A 20,882-nucleotide genomic window follows, 5' to 3' on the forward strand; every position below is an offset into this window, starting at 1 on the left:
CGAGTAATTACCAAGTCTGGGTAGATTTGAACTTCTCGATGCCAGCCTTGAGCTGTGCTGCGATTTCGTCGTTATAGTCGCCGGAATCGTTGATCTTCTTCATCAGATCAGCACACTCGCTGTTGAAGTAAGAGATCAGAGCAGCCTCGAAGGCACCAATTTTGTTCAGCTCTACATCTTTCAGGTAGCCTTCGTTGGCAGCGTAAAGACTCAGACCCATTTCTGCGACAGACATCGGTGAGTACTGGTGCTGTTTCATCAGCTCAGTTACACGCTGTCCATGCTCCAGCTGGGAACGGGTCGCTTCATCAAGATCAGAAGCAAACTGTGCGAAAGCAGCAAGTTCACGATACTGTGCCAGTGCCAGACGTACACCACCACCCAGTTTCTTGACGATCTTGGTCTGAGCTGCACCACCGACACGAGAAACCGACAGACCTGCGTTGATCGCAGGACGGATACCGGAGTTGAACAGATCTGATTCAAGGAAGATCTGACCATCGGTAATCGAAATCACGTTGGTAGGTACGAACGCAGATACGTCGCCACCCTGGGTTTCAATGATAGGCAGAGCTGTCAGAGAACCGGTTTTACCTTTCACTTCACCATTGGTGAATTTTTCAACATATTCAGCGTTAACACGCGCCGCACGCTCAAGCAGACGGGAGTGCAGATAGAATACGTCGCCTGGGTAGGCTTCACGTCCTGGTGGACGACGCAACAGCAGGGAGATCTGGCGATAAGCCCAGGCCTGCTTGGTCAAATCATCATAGATGATCAGAGCGTCTTCACCGCGGTCGCGGAAGTATTCACCCATGGTGCAGCCAGCATAAGGTGCCAGGAACAGCATGGGAGCAGGATCGGACGCGCCGGCTGCCACAACGATGGTGTGATCCATCGCGCCATGTTCTTCCAGCTTGCGTACGACGTTGGCGATGGTGGACTGTTTCTGTCCGATCGCAACATAGATACACTTGATGCCAGTACCTTTCTGGTTGATGATCGCATCGATAGCGATAGCTGATTTACCAACCTGACGGTCACCGATGATCAGCTCACGCTGGCCACGTCCGATTGGAACCATCGCATCAATCGCTTTCAGACCTGTCTGCACAGGCTGATCAACCGATTTACGTTCAATTACACCAGGTGCCACTTTTTCAAGCGGCTCAGTGATGGATGTAGTGATTGGGCCTTTACCGTCAATCGGATTACCCAGAGCGTCAACAACACGCCCGAGGAGTTCAGGACCCACAGGAACTTCAAGAATACGACCGGTACAACGAGCAGTCATGCCCTCTACCAGGTCCTTGTAGTCACCCAGAACCACAGCGCCGACAGAGTCGCGCTCAAGGTTCAATGCCATTCCGTAGATACCACCAGGAAGCTCGATCATTTCGCCGTACATAACATCGGCAAGACCGTGAATCAGGATGATACCATCGGATACGCTTACGATTGTGCCCTCATTACGGGCTTCAGAAGACACATCAAGTTTTTCGATGCGCTTCTTGAGAATCTCGCTGATCTCAGATGGATTCAGTTGCTGCATTGTTATTCCCCATTACTCAGGAATTCATCGCTTCGGCCAGTTTCGCCAGTCGAGCACGAACGGAACCGTCGATCACAAGGTCGTTTGAGCGGATGACAACGCCACCAATAATGGACTGATCCACTGTTGATGTCATTTTCACTTCCCGCCCGAGTCTGGAACGTAATGCCTGAACCAGTTGCTCCTGCTGTGCGTCTTCAAGTGCGAAAGCTGTCGTGATGGTGATATCGACAGACTTCTCATGATTCGCTTTCAGCTGTGCAAACTGCAGTGCAATTTCAGGCAACAGAGGCAATCGCTGTTTTTCCGCCAGCAGGTAAATAAAATTACTGCGGGCATCATCCATCTGTTTCTCGCAGACGGATATCAACAACTCTGCTTTTTGCTTCCAGGTCAAAGACAGGCTACCAAGTACTCGTACCATTTCACTGTCTTTTACGACCAAGGAAGCAGCAGCCAGCATATCTGACCATTGCTCGAGGGCGTCTTTGCCCAGCGCAAATTCGAACGCTGCTTTAGTGTAAGGTCGAGCTACTGTGTTGAGTTCAGCCATCATAAACCTCGCTTAAAGCTCAGCTGCCAGTTTATCAACCAGCTTGGCATGTGCTTTTTGGTCAACAGAGGCTTCCAGAATTTTCTCAGCACCGGCAAATGCCAGCACAGCCACCTGAGCACGGAGTTCTTCCTTAGCCCGGTTAACTTCCTGATCAATTTCAGAATGGGCAGAAGCCTTGATGCGGTCAGCTTCCTGACGCGCCTGGTCTTTTGCCTCTTCTACTATCTGGTTTGCCCGCTTGTTGGCCTGTTCAATGATGGCAGCAGCCTGCTCTTTACTTTCACGCATATCGTCGGCGGCTTTTTCCTGAGCCAGCCTCAGATCACGCTGAGCACGATCGGCTGCATCCAAACCTTCGGCAATCTTCTTCTTGCGTTCTGCCATGGCACCGGTAATCGGTGGCCATACATACTTCATGCAGAAAACAACAAAAATGGCGAATGCGATGGCCTGACCAATGATGGTGAGATTTAAATTCACGCCATTACCTCTCGCGGTTGATTAATATGGTTGTAACCCTCTCGGGTCAGTTCCAGTGTTTACCAGAACTCGCCATCAACCTGCGAACAGCATGTACAGAGCCATACCTACGCCGATCATCGGAATCGCGTCAACCAGACCGACCACGATGAAGAACTGGCTACGCAGCAGAGGAACCAGCTCAGGCTGACGAGCAGCACCTTCGAGGAACTTACCACCCAGCAAACTTACGCCCAGAGCACCAGCCAGTGCAGACAGACCCAGCAACAGCGCCACAGCAACAAACAGCAGTTCAGCCATTTTTTTTCTCCAACATTTCTAAAGGTTAAAGTTAATTTTAAAGAAAACTATTTCACTCGACCACACGGGTTTCGTCAGTGATCATGCTCATCGTGCGCCATTGCCATGTAGACAATTGTCAGCACCATGAAGATGAACGCCTGCAGTACGATGACCAGAATGTGGAAGATCGCCCAGGGCACAGACAGTACCCACTGAATCCAGAACGGCAGCAGTGCGATGAGGATAAAGATGATCTCACCGGCATACATGTTTCCGAACAGACGCAGACCAAGCGATACCGGCTTTGCCAGCAGGTTTACAATCTCAAGGAAAAGGTTGAAAGGAATAAAGAATTTGCCCAGCGGCTGCAGGGACAGTTCAGCAGCAAAACCTTTGATGCCTTTGACCTTGATACTGTAGTAGATGATCAGTGCAAACACGCTGAAACTCATGCCCAGGGTCGCATTGATATCTGTAGTGGGTACGATTTTCCAGTAGGGAATACCCAGTTCCGTCGCGATGCGAGGAATGAAATCCACCGGAATCAGTTTCAACAGGTTCATCAGGAATATCCAGACAAACACTGTCAGCGCCAAAGGCGCTATCGTAGGATTGTTGTGATGGAAAATGCTCTTCACGTTGTCCTGAACAAACTCCACAACGACTTCAATGAAGTTCTGCAGATTGTTTGGAACACCCACCACGACGTTATCTGCGACTTTTTTGAACAGCCACAGAAAAAACACACCCGTGAGGATAGAAAAGAACATGGTATCAACATTGATCGCCCAGAATCCCATCTCAGCAGCCTTCTCACCGCCGGCAAACGACCATCCATTAACAGGATGATTGCCAAACGTCAGGTTACTGAGGTGATGGGATATATATTCTGAGGATGTTTGATTCTCGCTTGCCATTCTCAGCGTCTCTCAGTCAAAGTTTTTGAAATCGGTTATTCAGCCCGAACTGCAGATACCAACCACTGATCTGCAACAGAATGTATGTGCCAAATAGGGAAAATGGGCTCAATGGACGAACCAGCATAAAGGTTACACTGAACAATGCAACCGCCAGCAACATTTTCCCTAGTTCACTTACATAGATGCGTGCCAATATCTGTTTCGGCTCATGCAGCTGCTTTCCGAGCAACGCTCTGGCCGTGAAATAGGTATTGGGTAACAGGTACAGCATACCTCCGAGAAGGATGGAGTAGGCTGTTACCAGACTGTTCAACAATCCCAGAATCGACAGCAGTGATACGATCGCTGTCTGGATGAGGAGTATGCGAAAGAACTGCAGGGCCAGTCGCTTGTTCTGTTTATCTGCCGATGTGGATCGCACACCATGCACAGTTCCATGAACAACCTGCCTTGATTCTTCGTGATTCTCCAAATTCCGGCCTGCTTCCCAATCTCACAACGCTAAACAGCGTGGGATTATAGGGGCTTAACCCCCGTTACTCAACACAATCCGTCTATATTTAGCACTATTGTATGACCGGACAAGATGGGCCTAATACTAATGTATGACCCATTATAGTGCACTGCAACACCGACAAAACAATCAGTTAGATGTCTGTTCCAGTAGATTGAGCAGATTTTCAAGCTGTTCGGGTGAGCTGAAAGCGATACTGATTTTTCCTTTGCCTTGAGGATTTCCGGTCACATTCACTGGCATGGAAAATTTCTGGGTCAATCTTGTTGAGATTGCTGCCAGTGCTTCATGTTTTTCCGGACGCGGCCTGGGTAGTGGTTCTCCCTCCTGCAGCTTTTTGACCAGTTGCTCGGTCTGACGCACCGAGAGCCCGGCGGCAACCACTTCTGACGCCGCCTGGATCTGCAACTCGTCGCTCAGCGCCAGCAAGGCACGCGCATGGCCCATCTCGATATCACCATACTCCAGCATCCGCTTGACCTCATCAGTCAGATTCATCAGGCGCAGCAGGTTGGTGATGGTGGAGCGTGATTTGCCCACAGCATCAGCGACCTGTTGCTGAGTCAGATGAAATTCGTTCTGCAGACGATGCAGTGCAAAAGCTTCCTCAATCGGATTGAGGTTTTCGCGCTGAATATTCTCTATCAGCGCCATCGCAATCGCCGCTTCATCGGGCACATCACGAATGATTGCAGGAATCTGCTGTAGCCCCGCCATGCGGGACGCACGCCAGCGCCTTTCACCGGCGATGATCTCAAACTGACCGGATTCGATCAGGCGCACGACTATCGGCTGCATCACCCCCTGAGAGCGGATCGATTCGGCCAGCTCTTCCAGTGCCTGAGGTTCGATATCTCGACGTGGCTGAAAACGGCCACTGACAATCTGATCAAGATCCAGATAACTGAGCTGCCCGTCAGTGTGAGTTTTTTCGGATACAGGTTCTGCAATTTCAGGTGCAACAATATCAGGCGCAACAACAGGAACACTGCTCTCGGTATCTTCGTTCATACCAGATAACAAGGCATCCAGGCCTCGGCCGAGACCACGTTTTTTTACTACCATCACACTGATTCCTGTTCCGTTTTCTGATCATTCTTCCTGTCGCGCTGCTCCTGCTCGGTGCGTCTGATCAGTTCACCTGCCAATGCAAGGTAAGCCAGAGATCCACGGGAGCTTTTATCGTACTGCAGCGCCGGCAAACCATGACTGGGCGCTTCTGCCAGACGAACATTTCGAGGAATCACGGTGCGATAGACCTTGTCACCGAAATATTCAACCAGATGGGTAGACACATCCTTGGTCAGACTCATGCGCGGATCAAACATGGTGCGCAATATTCCCTCAATCCTCAGCATCGGATTCAGGCGCTTATTGATCTTTTCGATGGTACCGACCAGGGAGCTGATCCCCTCCAATGCATAATATTCGCACTGCATGGGTATGATCACGCCCGCCGATGCCGACAGGGCATTCACCGTCAGCAGGTTCAGCGAAGGCGGGTTGTCGATCAGAATGAAATCATAGCGATCCTGTATCGGCAGCAGCGCCATTTTCAGGCGAAACTCACGTCGGGGCAGTTGCAGCAACTCCACTTCGGCAGCCGTCAGATCACCGTTGGCACCGATCAGATCATAGCCACACTCGGTCTTGATAATGCTTTCCTCGGCGGTTTTTTCGCCCATCAGCACTTCATAGGAGGAGCTTTCGATCTGGTGCTTGTCTATGCCGCTTCCCATAGTGGCATTACCCTGAGGATCAAGATCGATCATCAACACCCGCTTACGTGTGGCAGCGAGTGAGGCCGAAAGATTGACACAGGTTGTGGTCTTGCCAACACCACCCTTCTGGTTGGTGATCGTGAGGATTTTGGCCACGCTCAGGCTCTCCCTAAGATCAACAGATGACGTTCACCTTCAGTCCCGGGAACATCCAGCCGGTGACTGTCTTTCAATACATAACCTGCAGGCAGGTCATTCAATTCCTGCTCAGGATACAGCCCTTTCATGGCCAGGAAAACACCTGATTCAGCGCACAGATGGCCAGTCCATTCCAACATATCACGTAAGGAAGCAAAGGCTCGTGACACAATACTATCAAATGGATCAACCTGATACTGCTCGACGCGACTATTGATCACATTGAGATTTTCCAGTTTCAATTCAGCCTTTGCCTGCAACTGAAAACGGGTTTTCTTGCCGTTACTGTCCAGCGTTGTCACCTGCAGATCCGGGCGGCAGATCGCCAACGGAATGCCCGGCAATCCGGCACCGCTGCCGACATCCAGTAAGCGACCGGCTGGCACATGCGGCATGATGCTGAGGCTATCAACCAGATGCCGGTCTATCATCTGTTCAGGGTCACGGATCGCGGTGAGATTGAACGCCTTGTTCCATTTCACCAGCAGCGCGAGATAGTTCAGCAACTGCTCTTGCTGCTGACTGCTCAGATCCAGTCCCAGCCCCTTGAGCCGGGAGGATAACAACGAGCGATATTCCTGCATTAACTTGCTTCCTGCGCCTGTTTTCGAACCAGTTGACGTTTTTTGATATGCACCAGCAGCAACGAAATGGCCGCTGGTGTCATGCCCTGAATACGCGATGCCTGGGCAATATTCTCCGGCTGTTGCTGTATCAGCTTGGATCTGAGTTCATTCGACAACCCACCGACCGTATCATAGTCGAGATTTTCGGGCAGAGGGGTATTTTCCTGTCGACGCATCTGCTCTATCTCATCACGCTGGCGATCAATATACCCGGAATATTTGAATTGAACCTCGACCTGTTCAGCAACCGCCGGGTCGCTGACCGGTTCACCTTTCAATGAGGAAACATCCGAATAGTTCAGTTCGGGTCGTTTGATCAAATCAGCCAGTGAGTACTCACGGCCCATCGGGGAGCTGAGTTTTCTCTGCAGAAGCATCGCTTCAGGGCTGTTCGGCTGGATCCAGACACCTTTCAGGCGCTGTATCTCCTGCTCGATCGATTCGCGTTTGATCTCGAACTTATGCCAACGCTCGTCACCGACCAGTCCCAGTTCGCGACCTTTGGCCGTGAGACGAAGATCAGCGTTATCTTCTCTCAATATCAGACGATATTCGGCACGACTGGTAAACATGCGATAAGGCTCTGAGGTACCCAGTGTGATCAGATCATCGACCAGTACCCCGATATAAGCTTCATCACGACGTGGATACCACTGCTCCAGCCCCAGAGCACGGCGTGCCGCGTTCAGTCCTGCCAGCAATCCCTGAGCACCGGCTTCTTCGTAACCGGTGGTGCCATTGATCTGCCCTGCAAAATAAAGCCCTGAAATAAAACGGGTTTCGAGTGTATGACGCAGATCCTGTGGATTGAAGAAGTCATATTCAATCGCATAACCGGGGCGAGTGATGTGCGCCTGCTCAAATCCCTTGATTGAACGCACCAGCGCCAGCTGAACATCAAAGGGCAGACTGGTGGAGATGCCGTTCGGATACAACTCATGTGTGGTCAGACCTTCCGGCTCGACAAATATCTGATGATGATCCTTGTCGGCAAAGCGGATGATCTTGTCTTCGATGGATGGGCAGTAACGAGGACCCACACCTTCAATAATACCGCTGTACATCGGCGAGCGATCCAGTCCACCCCTAATGATCTCATGAGTCTGTTCATTGGTATGGGTAATAAAACAGTTGATCTGCTGCGGATGATCAGACACTGAGCCAATAAATGACATTACCGGTACTGGTGAATCACCTGGCTGAGGTTGCATTACCGAAAAATCGACACTGCGGGCATCAATTCTGGGCGGGGTACCTGTTTTCAGGCGTTCAACTCTAAAAGGCATTTCGCGTAGGCGCTGTGCCAGACGATTAGACGGTGGATCACCGGCACGACCACCCTGGTGATGCTCAAGACCAACATGGATAACGCCACCAAGGAAAGTGCCGGCAGTCAGAACAACGGAATTGGCAAAGAAGCGTATACCTGTCTGAGTGACAACACCCTTGATGCTGTCGTTTTCCAGAATCAGATCATCAACGGCCTGCTGAAATATCTGCAAACCTGGCTGGTTTTCCAGTATCTCGCGTATGGCGGCCTTGTAAAGGATTCGATCTGCCTGGGCGCGAGTGGCACGGACGGCTGGACCTTTGCGGGCATTCAGAACACGAAACTGAATCCCTGCCTTATCCGTAGCTCTGGCCATGGCACCATCGAGTGCATCGATCTCCTTGACCAGATGACTTTTCCCGATGCCACCGATGGCTGGATTACAGGACATCTGACCGAGCGTTTCAATGTTATGCGTCAGCAGCAAAGTACGTGCACCGGTTCTGGCTGCAGCAAGCGCGGCTTCCGTACCGGCATGGCCACCGCCAATAACAATCACATCAAAGTGGTCAGGAAAATCCACTGTAGGCCTCATCGTTTAACTGGTTAGGGCTCTGGCAATTAAAGTTCGGTGCCGAGCCATATTTTCAAGGGAGGCAAGTATACCTTTCTATCCTCTGATAAGAAATGCTCAAAAAATGATCAGTTTTGTTTTTAAGTATTATTTAAAAAGAATTAAGGTTTTAAAGAAGGAAGTTTAGTTATGTCTATTGTGTTAATAGAGGCCTTTTTCTGTTGTTAAACGATTTTTTATTTTGTAAAACAGTATTTTATGTATGATTCAACCTTGTGAGGGGTAGGGGGTCTTAACCGGTAGGGAGGTGTAGACAGGGTGTGGATGAAAGCGATGGTTATCAACAGGTAACTTTATCCACACTCTTCTCCCCGGTTTATCCCTTTAGAGTTATACATTTAAACCACAGGTTTGTGTGAATAACTATAACCTGTGAGCAAGCTGTCAACCTGAGGTGAACAGGCTGACGATAAGCTGGGACCATAAAAAATTAATCATTAATAATCAAATACTTGAAATTATTTTCATTTCAGGAGCAGTTTTCTTCGAAAGGCAGAGGCTTGTCACTCTCTCTGTCTACCTGAAAGGCATTCAGCGTCATGGCAACCAGTGAGTAATAGCCAAGAATGCCTATCAACTCGACCATCGCCGGCTCGCCAAAATGATCCACAGCCGCGTGATAAAGCACATCAGGTACGCGTTTACTCTGGTACATTGCACGCGCCACTTGATAGACAAGTTGTTCATCCTCGCGACTGAATACAGGGGTATCGCCGCATCTGATCGCTTCAATCTGGATCGGATCCAGTCCGTTTTCCAGTGCGATGGGTTCATGGATCTGCCATTCGGCCTGAGATTGCCAGGCCTGAGCGGTCACCAGTATCGCCAGCTCACTCAGGCGCAGTGGCAGGCGGGTTTTGTAGCGGCAAAAGGCGCCGAGTTGCTGGGCATGATCAGCCAGTGCCGGGCTGTGAATCCAGGCCAGAAAAGGGCCATCCAGATTACCTCTGGGGCCCTGAAGAATAGCGTCAAGTATCTGCCTCTGCTCAGAAGAGATCTGCTCTTCGTTCAAGGGGGTCAGTCGTGATTTCATTGTGTCTGTGGTTCCTGTCGCTTTTATAATGTTGAGGTCACATGGTTGATGGATCGCGTCAGCTTGTCGACCAGCTCATCTATCTGCTGATCCTGAATAATGAAGGGAGGTGCAAGCAGAATATGATCGCCATCCCGTCCGTTCAATGTGCCGCCCATGGGGTAGCACATCAGTCCGTTATCCATCGCGATACGTTTGATCGCGGCATGCACCTTCAGTGCAGGATCAAAGGGAGTCTTGTCGGTTTTATCTCTGACCAGCTCGATGCCACGAAACAGACCCTTGCCACGGATATCACCGACATGCGGATGATCGCCCAGAGCATTGACCAGCGCCTGCTGGAGTTTGTCGCCAAGGGTGACCACCTGCGGCAGCAGCTTATGCTCATTAATATAGTGCTGTACGGCCAGTGCCGCAGCACAGGCTGTGGCGTGCCCGATATAAGTGTGTCCATGCTGAAAGAAACCGGATCCAGCACGCAGCGTATCGACAATTTCATGACTGACCAGTGTGGCACCGATCGGCTGGTAGCCCGCACCCAGGCCTTTGGCGATGCAGAGCATATCCGGCACTATCTGCTCCTGGACCGACGCAAACAGAGACCCTGTCCGGCCCATGCCGCACATCACCTCATCGCAGATCAGCAAAATACCATGACGATCACAGATCTCACGCACGCGTGTGAAATAACCTGCCACGGCAGGTACCGCACCCATAGTCGCCCCGACAACTGGCTCGGCTATGAAAGCCATCACCTGATCTGCACCCAGTCGGTTGATCTCGGCCTCCAGTTCCTGAGCCAGACGTTCGGCATACTGGTTTTCGGTTTCACCGTCGTGCATATCACGATAGGCGTAGCAGGGGCTGACATGGCTGATATCGATCAACAGCGGCTGGAACTGCTGACGTCTCCAGGCATTGCCGCCAGTCGCCAGTGCGCCCAGTGTATTGCCATGATAGCTCTGGCGACGTGCAATGATATGTCTGCGCTGTGGCTCGCCACGTTCAACAAAATATTGGCGGGCCAGCTTCAGCGCCGCTTCCACTGCTTCCGAGCCACCCGATACGAAATAGACATAATCCAATGATTCCAGGGAGCGCTCGGCCAGAAAATCAGCCAGCGCCTCCATCGGCTCGGTGGTAAAGAAGGAAGAGTGCGCATAGGCCAGAGTGCCAACCTGTTGCTGTATTGCCTGGATCACCTGCTGATTGCTGTGACCCAGGCAGGAGACTGCCGCGCCGCCACAGGCATCAAGGTAGGATTTGCCCTCAGCATCGAATAGATAAACGCCTTCGCCTCTGACGGCAGTAGGGTATGACTGGGTTAGGCTACGGTGTAGTACATGACTCATGGAGGGTCCTTTTACTTAATCTCTGTCGTGGATATGGGTATTGGTTATTAAGAAGCTGTTTATTGAGTATAGAAAGGATCTGCTTGATTGCCGTTAGCAGGATGATCTTTTCAAGTGAGTAGTGTTATAACCGGATCAGACACGATTTAAACCAGGAAAAGGGTGGTGGATATGAAAAAAAATGGTCTGGGTGTAATCGGCGTGGGTGAATTGTCTGGGGCGTTTATCAGAGCAATGGGTTCAAGCGAAGCCGTGGGTAATTTTTACTTGTCTCCCAGAGGCTTGCCAATCACCGAGCTCTCTGTCGGAGGGCATGAAAAGGTGAGGTTGCAGCGCCTGGAGAAAAACCAGTCGGTAGCTGATCAATGCCAGATATTACTGATTGGTGTTCGCCCCGGCCAGTTGGCAGATCTGGCCGCCGAGTTGACGCTGACAACCTCGCATCATCTCTTAGTACTGGCCGCCGGTGTGACTCATGAGCAGCTTGAAACAATGTTCCACCCTGCCAGAGTCACCCGCGTCATGGCAGGTCTTGCCGTGGCTGAAGGGCGCAGTGCGATCAGTATTTATCCCAAGGATGAAGCGGCAATGAGTCTTCTGTCTCCAGCCTGTGCCACTGTGGTTAATTTTGATGATGAGCTCAGTTTTGATGCATCGATTCTGGCAGTGTGTGCGAATGCCTGGTGGCTTGCACAGTTGGAGGTGATGATTAACTGGATGCAGAGTGAGACAGGGATGGCCCGGGATAAGGCCCGAGCACTTCTGATGGCTAATCATGCCGATGTGTCTATGCTGATGTCAGTCAACCCGGATAAGACGCCAGCTGAGATCGCTGATCGAATCGGTACACCCGGGACGTATACGGCTCAGGGGATGCAGGAGCTGGAGCAGATGGGGGCTCATGATGGCTGGTGTAATGTGTTATCCAATATATTGAAAAAAATAAAGAAATAATGAATATAAACAGCTTATAGTCAGGTTTTTCACAGCAAAAAACTTGCCAGAATTGAACGGTTTGCTCTAGTATCGATTCCACTTTGCTTGTATCAGACATACAACGTCTGTCATTCACTGAACACCAGAGGACACGCTTGATTATGCAGTTTGCCGTTTTATCGGGCTTCCTGCTGGCAGCCCTGACACCCTGGTTGTCCGGGATCTTTCAGCACAGAATCGGCTGGCTGTTGGCCTTGTTTCCAGCCAGTCTCACCGTGATGTTTCTTGGTTATCTGCCTGAGGTGATGGCAGGCTCCACTGCGGTATTCGAATATGCCTGGATACCGGGGATGGATATCTCCCTGACCTTCTTCATCGATGGTCTGTCACTGCTGTTTGCGCTACTGATCAGCGGTATCGGTACCTTCATTCTGATCTATGCCGGTGGCTATCTGCGGGGGCATCCCGATCTTGGCCGTTTCTATGTGATCATGCTGTCGTTCATGGTATCGATGCTCGGGCTGGTACTGAGCGATAACCTGATCACGCTGTTTGTCTTCTGGGAGCTGACCAGTATCACCTCCTATATGCTGATCGGTTTCAATCACACCAGTGCGGATGCGCGCAAGGCGGCACTGCAGGGTTTGATTGTGACGGTCGGTGGTGGTCTGGCGCTGATGGCCGGCATGGTGATGCTGGCCGGAATCGGTGGCAGCTATTCGATTCAGGAGCTGCTGCAAGAGGGTGATCTGATTCGTGAGCATGGTCTCTATCTGCCGATGCTGCTCTGTATTCTGGCCGGTACCTTCACCAAATCCGCGCAGTTTCCCTTCCACTTCTGGCTACCCAATGCGATGGCCGCACCGACGCCGGTCAGTGCCTATCTTCATTCGGCGACCATGGTCAAGGCCGGTATCTACCTGATGGCACGTCTTCACCCGGGGTTGGGGGGGACGGAAGCCTGGATTCTGATACTGTCGTTGTTTGGTGCTGTCACCATGTTTGTCGGGGCCTTTCTGGCGATCCGCAGTACCAATATCAAGAAATTGCTGGCTTACTCGACCGTCATGGCGCTGGGTACACTGACGATGCTGCTGGGCATTGGGACCGAGAAAGCGATGATGGCATTTGCCGCCTTCCTGCTGGCGCATTCGCTGTATAAAGGTGCACTCTTCATGCTGGCCGGTGCGCTGGATCATGAAACCGGTACCAAGGATGTGACAGTGCTGGGTGGCCTGCGCAAGAAGATGCCGGTGACGGCGTTGGCATCCCTGATTGCGGGTCTGTCTCTGGCAGGTGTACCCCCGCTGTTCGGTTTCGTAGCTAAAGAGTTGATGTTTGAAGCGGTGATTGCAGCGCCTGCCTTACGTTGGCTGGTGATTCTGCTGGCACTTGCGGCATCCATGATGGTGATTGCTGTAGCGGCGATCGTCGCGCTCAAGCCGTTTATCGGTCCACTCAAGACAACCCCGAAAGCGCCGCATGAGGCCCCTCTATCGATGCTGGCAGGTCCCGTGGTGCTGGCGACGCTGTCTCTGATATTTGGTCTACTGCCCTGGTTTGCAGGCTCTGCATTGGTTCAGGCAGCTGCATCTGCGGTCGGCGGCTATCCGATAGAGGTCAGCCTGTCACTCTGGCATGGGTTCAACCTGCCACTGCTGATGTCTTTCATCAGTCTGCTGGTAGGCGCTGCGATCTATCATTATTGGGACAGCTTCCGTTCACGCCTGCAGCCGCTGGATCCGATAATTGCCAGAGGACCGGAAGCGGGATATTTCAAAATGATGGATGGTCTGGTGTGGTTTGCCGACTGGCAGACACGGATTCTGCAGGATGGCTCGATGCGCCACTATCTGCGGGTGATTCTGCTGACGTTTGTCACTCTGACCGGTTATACGCTGATAGCCCGCTACGAGGTGCAGTGGCACTGGGATCTGGATGTTCAACTGCATGAGCTAATCATCGCCTTCTTGCTGGTAGCAGCGGCACTGGTGGCCTGCTTTACCCGTTCACGTCTTGGCGCAGTGGCATCAATGGGTGTTGTCGGCTTTTCGGTGGCCTTGACGTTTATCCTGTTCAGTGCGCCGGATCTGGGGATCACGCAGATTCTGGTTGAGACGCTGACGGTGATTCTGCTGGTGCTGGTACTGTTCAGGCTGCCTGGATTTGTCAGTCTCTCCTCACCCGGTGAGCGTTTCAGGGATGTGCTGGTGGCGGGTATTACCGGCATTCTGATGACGCTGCTGGTGATGATCACCATCGATGTTCAGTTTTTCCCGAGCATCTCCGGCTATATGATTGAGAACAGTCAGCCGCTGGCATATGGCCGCAATATCGTCAATGTGATTCTGGTCGACTACCGTGCTCTGGATACGCTGGGTGAGATCTTTGTACTGGCACTGGCTGCGATCGGTGTCTACGCGATGATCAAGTTTCATCCGGAAACGGATCCCGGTGCCAACAAGCTGGCAGGAACATTGATTCTGCCACCGAAAGTGCTGCCGCCCCAGCGTAAGGATGTGAATGGCAATCAGGATCTCGAGCTGCAGGACAGGATGGGCTCTTCCCCTGATACACCAGACCAGGATACTGCAGCACCGGATGATGCCGGGCGAGGTGGTGCATGAATACGAAACCCATGAGCATGAAGCCGGGCACGCTGATACTGCATACGGCAGCGCGCTTTCTGATTCCACTGCAGCTGTTGTTTTCTCTGTTCCTGCTGCTGCGTGGTCATGATGAACCCGGTGGCGGATTCATTGCCGGACTGGTCGCTGCCGGTGCTTTCAGTCTTTATCTGTTCTCTTTTGGATCGATGATGACACGTGATCTGATGCGTGTTGATCCCAGGGATCTGGTTGGTACGGGCTTGCTGCTGGGATTGATTGCAGCAGTTTTGCCGGTGTTGCTCAATGGCGAACCTTTCCTGACGGCTCAGTGGTGGCCGCTGGTACTGCCGGGAGGGGTTGAATTGAAGTTATCCACACCGCTGATTTTTGATATAGGGGTCTATCTGACGGTGCTGGGGTCTGTCATGACAGCGGTGATCGCCCTGGTCGAGGCGGAGGAGTAGGTATGGAACCGATACTGGCAGTGGTGATAGGCATTCTGTATGCCTCCGCTATCTACATGATGCTCAGACGTAGCATCGTCAAACTGGTGATTGGATTGATGCTTCTGTCTAACGCTGCCAACCTGCTGATATTTGCTGCAGCCGGGGTGGAGCGCGGAGCACCACCGCTGATCGCCAAAGGTGCAATGCAACCGGAGGGGCTGATTGCTGATCCTTTGCCTCAGGCACTGATTCTGACTGCAATCGTTATCGCTTTCGGCGTACTCGCATTTGCCGTGGTACTGATTCACCGTGCTTATGAAGTCGTGAATGCGGATGACCTGGATAAGATGAAGGATACTGACACGTGAGACCAGAGGTTGCGCTTCCGATACTGATTCCCCTGTTCTGTGGTGCGCTGTCGCTGGTGTTCTGGCGTTCGCACCTGGCGCAGAGAGTGATCGCGGTGCTGGGCACCTTTGCATTGCTGTTGACAAGCATCTGGCTGCTTTTCAGCGTCTGGCAGTCGGGTATTCTGGTTATGCAGATGGGTAACTGGGTGGCTCCTTTCGGGATCTCGCTGGTAGCTGATCTGCTCAGTGCGATCATGGTGCTGCTGACCGGCCTGATGGGTTTCTGTATTGCTGTGTATTCGCTTGCCACTACCGGTCGCAGTCATGAGCGCTTTGGCTATTATCCATTGATGCATCTATTACTGGCCGGTGTGGCTGGATCCTTTCTGACCGGTGACATCTTCAACCTCTATGTCTGGTTCGAAGTGATGTTGATCGCCTCTTTCGCCCTGCTGGTGCTGGGTGGAGAGCGCTCACAGATGGAAGGTGCGATCAAATATGTAACCCTTAACCTGCTCTCATCGGCGATCTTCCTGACCGCTATCGGCCTGCTCTACGGATTGGTCGGCACGTTGAACATGGCGGATATTGCACTCAAGCTTGGTCAGGTGGAGGATACTGGACTGGTGGATGTGCTCGCAGTGATGTTCATGATCGCGTTTGGCATCAAGGCGGCGGCCTTCCCACTCTTTTTCTGGCTACCGGCGTCCTATCACACACCACCGGTGGCGATATCCGCGTTGTTTGCCGGTTTGCTGACCAAGGTGGGTGTGTATGCTCTGTTCAGGGTGTTTACACTGATCTTCAATCAAAGCCCGGAGTTCACCCATAACCTGCTGCTGTGGGCAGCGGCATTTACCATGATCACCGGGGTACTCGGTGCTGCGGCCCAGTTTGAGTTCAGGCGCATTCTGTCGTTTCATATTGTCAGCCAGATTGGTTACATGATCATGGGTCTAGCGCTCTATACTCCGCTGGCGATCATTGGTGGCGTGTTCTATATCACGCACCATATCATCGTCAAAACCAACCTGTTTTTGATCAGTGGTGTCGCGCATCGTTTGCTGGGCACCTATGATCTGAAGAAACTGGGTGGGTTATATAAAGAGCGCCCTTTTCTGGCTTTTCTGTTTCTGGTCCCGGCCTTGTCACTGGCTGGTCTGCCGCCTTTGTCCGGTTTTTTTGCCAAGTTCATCATTATCCGTGCAGCAATAGAGGTAGAGGCCTGGGTCATCACGGCGGTTGCACTGCTGGTCGGTTTGCTGACGCTCTATTCGATGATCAAGATCTGGGCTGAAGCCTTCTGGAAGGCAACACCTGAAGATGCTGATCTGACTGTGCTCAGAGGCGTGAAGCCTGATCGTCAGTTGGTATTCATGTATCTGCCGATCATTCTGCTGGCGCTGTGTACGTTGTTCATCGGTCTGAATGGCCAGCCCATCTATGAGTTGGCACAGGCGTCTGCCGCGCAGCTGCTCGATCCAAAGATGTATATTGAAGCGGTTCTGGGGGTGCAGCCATGATGGCCTTCATGTGGAACCTGGCACTGGCGATGATCTGGGTCGTGCTGACAGGCAGCTTCACCGGTTACAATTTTCTGGCCGGTCTGATTTTCGGCTACATGGTGCTGGCAGTGATGCAGCGTCATGTCCCTTTATTGCATGGCTATACCAGCCGCTTTCCACGCTTGCTGCGGTTTATCGTTTTTTTCTTTGTCGAGCTGACGAAAGCTAATTTCAAAGTGGCCTTCGATGTCGTGACACCCATCTGGTATATGCGTCCGGGTGTGATTGCGATGCCGCTGCAGGCCAAGACTGACATGGAGATCACCATGGTTGCCAATCTGATCTCACTGACACCGGGCACACTGACTCTGGACGTATCGGATGATCGTCGCGTTCTGTTCATCCATGCGATGTTCATGGAGAACGAGGAGGAGCTGTTGAAAGAGCTGAAGGAGATGGAGCGCCGTGCCCTTGAAATTCTTCGCTGAGAGAGTGGCTATGAGCTGTGGCTGTCAGCGATCTGTTGCAGGAGAGTATCTGTGGATATCGTAATCAAGATCACCTTTGCGATCATGGGGCTGGCGATCCTGGTGGTGTTTGTACGTCTGGTTAAAGGACCGACACTACCCGATCGTGTTGTGGCGCTTGAACTGGTCGCCTCTATCATGGTGGGTTTTATCGGAGTGCATGCGGTGTCTACCAATAAAGCCAGCTTTATTGATGTTGCGATCGTCCTGGCTCTGACAGCATTTCTGGCTGCGATAGGTTTTGCACGCTTTCTGGAACGTGGAGGGCCCCGTCATGATTGATATCCTGATCATGATAACCATGCTCGGCAGTGCTGTTTTCATGCTGCTGGCGGCACTGGGTATTCTGCGGTTGCCGGATCTGCCGACCCGCATGCATGCCAGTACCAAGGCCGGTGCGCTGGGCGCGATATTGGTCATGTTTGCTGTCAGTCTGCACTTTGCTGATGGTGTGGTGGTGGCCAAGTCGATAGCGGTCGTACTTTTTATTCTGATAACGGCACCGGTTGCCGCTCATGCGATCGGCCGTGCTGGCTATTTTGTTGGTGTGCCGCTTTGGGAGGGGACGGTCAAGGATGATCTGAAGGAGAGTTATGACCCTGAAACGCACCGGCTCTACAGCGGGCTGGAAACGCCCGAACAACTGGAAGCCTATAAGAAAAATCTGGATATGAAGCCGCGTATCCGTGTAAAGAACAAGAAGAAAAGTTGACCCAACCTCAATACTGAAATGTATTGCGAAAAAGCTTTAACTCATTCTGTGCGCTGAGCAATCCGATTGCTCTGAATCTGACAGGATGGCCCGGTGGGCACTGAGCCAGTTTTGCGCAGGCCAGTGGCGTCAAGGTTCCCAGCCTTGGATATCCGCCGATGGTCTGGCGATCGTTTAATAATATAATCGGCTGACCATCGGGTGGCACCTGAACAGCACCCAGGCTGATCCCTTCCGATATCATCGTTTTCAGATGGCACTGTAATAATGGTCCCTTGAGACGAATACCCATGCGATCGGCCCGTGTATCCACTTTCCAGTCGCGATTGAAAGCCTGATACAGGCTATCGCCACTGAAATCTGCAATCTGTGCGCCCGTAATCAGATCCAGTACTGCCCGTTTGCGATAATCAGGTTGCTCTGACAGAGGCAGGAAGTGGTCAGGTAGCTGGTCTGGGTTGTGCAGTGGGAAGAAGAGTTGATCATTCTGCCGGATCTTGCTGCCATCGCCCTTGTGTCCTCCCAGTGCATCGCGACTGACACAGGAAGTGCTTCCCAGAATCAGTGGGGCATTGAAGCCACCTTTTATTGCCAGATAGGCACGTACGCCACAGATAGGCATTTTGAAACGTAGTATCTGATGGCGCTGCCAGGTGATGCTCTGCCACAACGGAACGGGAACATTATCCAGTGTCGCGCCAAGATCTCCACCGCAGATGGCGATGCGGCAGTCATGTTCAGCTTGCAACTCTATTCCGCCGAGGGTTATTTCAAGAACGCTGCAACCCCAGGCGTTATCCAGCAGTTGATTCGCCCAGGCCCAGGCGTGAAGATCTGCAGGGCCGCCTTGTGTGATGCCCAGCCGCCGCACACCGAAGCGACCGTTATCCTGCAGCAGTGACAGCGGACCTGCACGCAAGACACTCAGTTGCCCTTGTTCGATATCTGCTGAGGTCATCGAGAATCTCCTACGGGAGTTGGATCACCGCCCAGTCGGATGAACTCCTCTTTACTGACTGACTTGAAGCGCACAGCATCACCAACTTGCAGCAGACTCATGCCATCACGATCGGGATCAAACAGACGCACGGAAGTACGACCAATCAGATTCCATCCTCCGGGGGAAACCTGTGGATAAGCTGACGTCTGACGCCCGGCTATTGCAACACTGCCAGCGGGTACCTGGGTTCGGGGTGTTTCCAGCCGAGGCAGCTCCAGAGCAGCGGGCAGGGATCCCATGAAAGCAAATCCGGGTGCAAAACCCAACGCAAAGACGCGGTACAGGTGTTCACTGTGATATTGGATAATTTGTGGATAACTTAAGCTGGTGGCGTTTGAAATTCGTTCCAGCTCAGGCCCTACGCTGAGGTCATACCAGACTGGCAACTCACGGATCTGCAATTTCTCGGATGCTGTATCCGGTTGAAGCCTGTCGAGTAATGAGGACAGCAGGGCATGGATCTCAAGTGCGTCGCGACGCTGACAATCATAGTGCACCAGCACGGTGGTGTAGGAGGGGACCAGATCGATCAGATCATCGCCAAGCGCAGTTTCACACTCTCGCATCAGCGCCGTGATCCAGTTCATGTTTGACTCTTCTATCGTGTCAAACAGACGGATAATCCAGGCATCGATACCTGCATTTTCCAGACGTGGAAGCTTGCCTGAAACCTGTTGCTCAGATAAACGCTTGTTTGTCGCTTTCATACTTCTGCTGCACACGCCTTTAACGCCTGACGGATCGCTTTGACGGCTGCTATCGACTCCGGATTGTCGCCGTGTACGCACAGTGTATCAGCTTGCAGTAACAGCTCACTGCCGTCGTTGCTGGTCAGTGGCTGGCGCCGAGCGATGCGCGTTGCCTGATCAATAATCAGTCGTGGATCGTGGTGCACAGCGCCGGGTTCACGTCTGGATACCAGAAAACCCTGTGAGTCATAGGCGCGATCGGCAAAGGCTTCAAACCAGAGCGTGATACCCAGCTTTGCGGCGAGTGCCCGAGCAGGCTCCTGATCACGGGTTGCCATCACCATCAGTGGCAGCGTTGGGTCGTAGGCAGCGACGGCTCGCATGACGGCTTCGAGCTTTTCAATATCCTTGCTCATATCGTTATAGAGGGCGCCATGAGGCTTGATATAGCTCAGTTGCGTATTCTCTGCACGACAGAATGCAGCCAATGCGCCTGTCTGATACAGCACCAGATTCTCTATCTCCTGCGCGGAGCAGGCCATGGAGCGGCGTCCAAAACCAATCAGGTCGGGGTATCCGGGATGAGCGCCGATTCTCACGCCATGCTCTTTGGCCAGGCGCACGGTATAGCGCATGATATCTGGATCGGATGCGTGAAATCCGCAGGCGATATTGGCCAGATCAACATGCGGCATGACGTCGGCATCCAACCCCATTTTCCAGGGTCCGACGCTTTCACCCATATCGGCATTGAGGAGTAGTGAGGGCATGGAGATACCTCCTGATTGTTTTTTTATGCTTTGAATCTATCAAAACAAACACAATTTGCAAATAAATTATCAATAAAAAGTAAAAAAATTGTTGACGTAAACCTCATAGGTTGCCTAATCTTTAACCATGCGTTGGCAATTTATCGCTTTAGGGCTAAGACTGACGCAGTGTTCAAGAACAAAAAGACCAATAACCAACA

At 52.0% G+C, this 20,882-nt stretch carries 23 protein-coding genes; 8 read left to right on the top strand and 15 right to left on the bottom strand.

Annotated elements, in window-relative coordinates:
* Positions 1-7: 7 nt before the first annotated feature.
* From atpA to ACK3CJ_RS22005, 12 genes are all read right to left on the bottom strand, one after another.
* Positions 8-1,552 carry a F0F1 ATP synthase subunit alpha gene (gene atpA, locus ACK3CJ_RS21950; protein WP_151704779.1) on the bottom strand — a complete coding sequence of 515 codons (1,545 nt, stop codon included), beginning with the start codon at positions 1,550-1,552 and terminating at the stop codon, positions 8-10.
* Positions 1,553-1,568: 16 nt separating this feature from the next.
* A complete protein-coding gene (locus tag ACK3CJ_RS21955) occupies positions 1,569-2,105 on the bottom strand; it encodes a F0F1 ATP synthase subunit delta (RefSeq protein WP_409524324.1) in 537 nt (178 codons plus the stop codon).
* Between the two features lie 12 nt (positions 2,106-2,117).
* Entirely contained in the window at positions 2,118-2,588 is a 471-nt protein-coding gene (locus ACK3CJ_RS21960; RefSeq protein ID WP_409524325.1) for a F0F1 ATP synthase subunit B, read from the bottom strand.
* A gap of 75 nt (positions 2,589-2,663) precedes the next feature.
* A complete protein-coding gene (atpE, locus tag ACK3CJ_RS21965) occupies positions 2,664-2,888 on the bottom strand; it encodes a F0F1 ATP synthase subunit C (RefSeq protein WP_151704782.1) in 225 nt (74 codons plus the stop codon).
* A 74-nt stretch (positions 2,889-2,962) separates the two neighbouring features.
* Positions 2,963-3,787: a F0F1 ATP synthase subunit A gene (gene atpB / locus ACK3CJ_RS21970; protein ID WP_409524326.1), complete on the bottom strand. Its 825-nt coding sequence runs from the start codon at positions 3,785-3,787 to the stop codon at positions 2,963-2,965.
* Positions 3,788-3,803: 16 nt separating this feature from the next.
* Positions 3,804-4,211, bottom strand: coding sequence for an ATP synthase subunit I (locus ACK3CJ_RS21975; RefSeq protein ID WP_409524327.1), 408 nt, complete (start codon positions 4,209-4,211; stop codon positions 3,804-3,806).
* Between the two features lie 222 nt (positions 4,212-4,433).
* Positions 4,434-5,369, bottom strand: a complete 936-nt coding sequence (locus tag ACK3CJ_RS21980) for a ParB/RepB/Spo0J family partition protein (protein WP_409524328.1) — start codon at positions 5,367-5,369, stop codon at positions 4,434-4,436.
* The gene (locus ACK3CJ_RS21985) at positions 5,369-6,181 is read right to left on the bottom strand and encodes a ParA family protein (protein ID WP_409524329.1); all 813 of its coding nucleotides are present in this window, start codon (positions 6,179-6,181) and stop codon (positions 5,369-5,371) included. The genes ACK3CJ_RS21980 and ACK3CJ_RS21985 overlap by 1 nt, the downstream gene beginning before the upstream one ends.
* 2 nt (positions 6,182-6,183) lie before the next feature.
* Positions 6,184-6,807 carry a 16S rRNA (guanine(527)-N(7))-methyltransferase RsmG gene (gene rsmG, locus ACK3CJ_RS21990; RefSeq protein ID WP_409524330.1) on the bottom strand — a complete coding sequence of 208 codons (624 nt, stop codon included), beginning with the start codon at positions 6,805-6,807 and terminating at the stop codon, positions 6,184-6,186.
* Positions 6,807-8,702, bottom strand: coding sequence for a tRNA uridine-5-carboxymethylaminomethyl(34) synthesis enzyme MnmG (gene mnmG / locus ACK3CJ_RS21995; protein WP_409524331.1), 1,896 nt, complete (start codon positions 8,700-8,702; stop codon positions 6,807-6,809). Before mnmG ends, rsmG begins: the two co-directional genes overlap by 1 nt.
* 520 nt (positions 8,703-9,222) lie before the next feature.
* Positions 9,223-9,786, bottom strand: coding sequence for a carboxymuconolactone decarboxylase family protein (locus ACK3CJ_RS22000; protein WP_409524332.1), 564 nt, complete (start codon positions 9,784-9,786; stop codon positions 9,223-9,225).
* Positions 9,787-9,809: 23 nt separating this feature from the next.
* Positions 9,810-11,138 (bottom strand): aspartate aminotransferase family protein, encoded by a 1,329-nt coding sequence (locus ACK3CJ_RS22005; RefSeq protein WP_409524333.1) that lies wholly within the window; start codon positions 11,136-11,138, stop codon positions 9,810-9,812.
* 171 nt (positions 11,139-11,309) lie between these two features.
* Here ACK3CJ_RS22005 and ACK3CJ_RS22010 point away from each other — a divergent pair, with 171 nt between their 5' ends.
* The 8 genes from ACK3CJ_RS22010 to mnhG all read left to right on the top strand — a co-directional run bounded on the left by ACK3CJ_RS22010 (position 11,310) and on the right by mnhG (position 18,223).
* Positions 11,310-12,092, top strand: a complete 783-nt coding sequence (locus tag ACK3CJ_RS22010) for a pyrroline-5-carboxylate reductase dimerization domain-containing protein (RefSeq protein ID WP_409526640.1) — start codon at positions 11,310-11,312, stop codon at positions 12,090-12,092.
* Between the two features lie 143 nt (positions 12,093-12,235).
* Entirely contained in the window at positions 12,236-14,701 is a 2,466-nt protein-coding gene (locus ACK3CJ_RS22015; protein WP_409524334.1) for a putative monovalent cation/H+ antiporter subunit A, read from the top strand.
* Entirely contained in the window at positions 14,698-15,147 is a 450-nt protein-coding gene (locus ACK3CJ_RS22020; RefSeq protein WP_409524335.1) for a Na+/H+ antiporter subunit B, read from the top strand. Before ACK3CJ_RS22015 ends, ACK3CJ_RS22020 begins: the two co-directional genes overlap by 4 nt.
* A 2-nt stretch (positions 15,148-15,149) precedes the next feature.
* Entirely contained in the window at positions 15,150-15,497 is a 348-nt protein-coding gene (locus tag ACK3CJ_RS22025; RefSeq protein WP_409524336.1) for a Na+/H+ antiporter subunit C, read from the top strand.
* On the top strand, positions 15,494-17,002 hold the full coding sequence (locus ACK3CJ_RS22030) for a Na+/H+ antiporter subunit D (RefSeq protein WP_409524337.1): 1,509 nt from the start codon (positions 15,494-15,496) through the stop codon (positions 17,000-17,002). The genes ACK3CJ_RS22025 and ACK3CJ_RS22030 overlap by 4 nt, the downstream gene beginning before the upstream one ends.
* Positions 16,999-17,472 (top strand): Na+/H+ antiporter subunit E, encoded by a 474-nt coding sequence (locus tag ACK3CJ_RS22035; RefSeq protein ID WP_409524338.1) that lies wholly within the window; start codon positions 16,999-17,001, stop codon positions 17,470-17,472. The genes ACK3CJ_RS22030 and ACK3CJ_RS22035 overlap by 4 nt, the downstream gene beginning before the upstream one ends.
* A 51-nt stretch (positions 17,473-17,523) precedes the next feature.
* Positions 17,524-17,793, top strand: coding sequence for a monovalent cation/H+ antiporter complex subunit F (locus ACK3CJ_RS22040; protein WP_409524339.1), 270 nt, complete (start codon positions 17,524-17,526; stop codon positions 17,791-17,793).
* Positions 17,786-18,223, top strand: a complete 438-nt coding sequence (gene mnhG / locus ACK3CJ_RS22045; protein ID WP_409524340.1) for a monovalent cation/H(+) antiporter subunit G — start codon at positions 17,786-17,788, stop codon at positions 18,221-18,223. The genes ACK3CJ_RS22040 and mnhG overlap by 8 nt, the downstream gene beginning before the upstream one ends.
* Before the next feature lie 7 nt (positions 18,224-18,230).
* Here mnhG and ACK3CJ_RS22050 read toward each other — a convergent pair whose 3' ends face one another.
* From ACK3CJ_RS22050 to ACK3CJ_RS22060, 3 genes are read right to left on the bottom strand one after another with little or no spacing between them, the layout of a single operon-like run.
* The gene (locus tag ACK3CJ_RS22050) at positions 18,231-19,181 is read right to left on the bottom strand and encodes a biotin-dependent carboxyltransferase family protein (protein ID WP_409524341.1); all 951 of its coding nucleotides are present in this window, start codon (positions 19,179-19,181) and stop codon (positions 18,231-18,233) included.
* Complete coding sequence (pxpB, locus tag ACK3CJ_RS22055; protein ID WP_409524342.1) at positions 19,178-19,930, bottom strand: 5-oxoprolinase subunit PxpB; 753 nt, start codon at positions 19,928-19,930, stop codon at positions 19,178-19,180. Before pxpB ends, ACK3CJ_RS22050 begins: the two co-directional genes overlap by 4 nt.
* A complete protein-coding gene (locus ACK3CJ_RS22060; RefSeq protein ID WP_409524343.1) occupies positions 19,927-20,682 on the bottom strand; it encodes a 5-oxoprolinase subunit PxpA in 756 nt (251 codons plus the stop codon). The genes pxpB and ACK3CJ_RS22060 overlap by 4 nt, the downstream gene beginning before the upstream one ends.
* Positions 20,683-20,882: the final 200 nt, after the last annotated feature.

It is taken from the genome of Nitrincola salilacus, from assembly GCF_046271865.1.
GTDB classification, from domain to species: domain Bacteria; phylum Pseudomonadota; class Gammaproteobacteria; order Pseudomonadales; family Balneatricaceae; genus Nitrincola; species Nitrincola salilacus.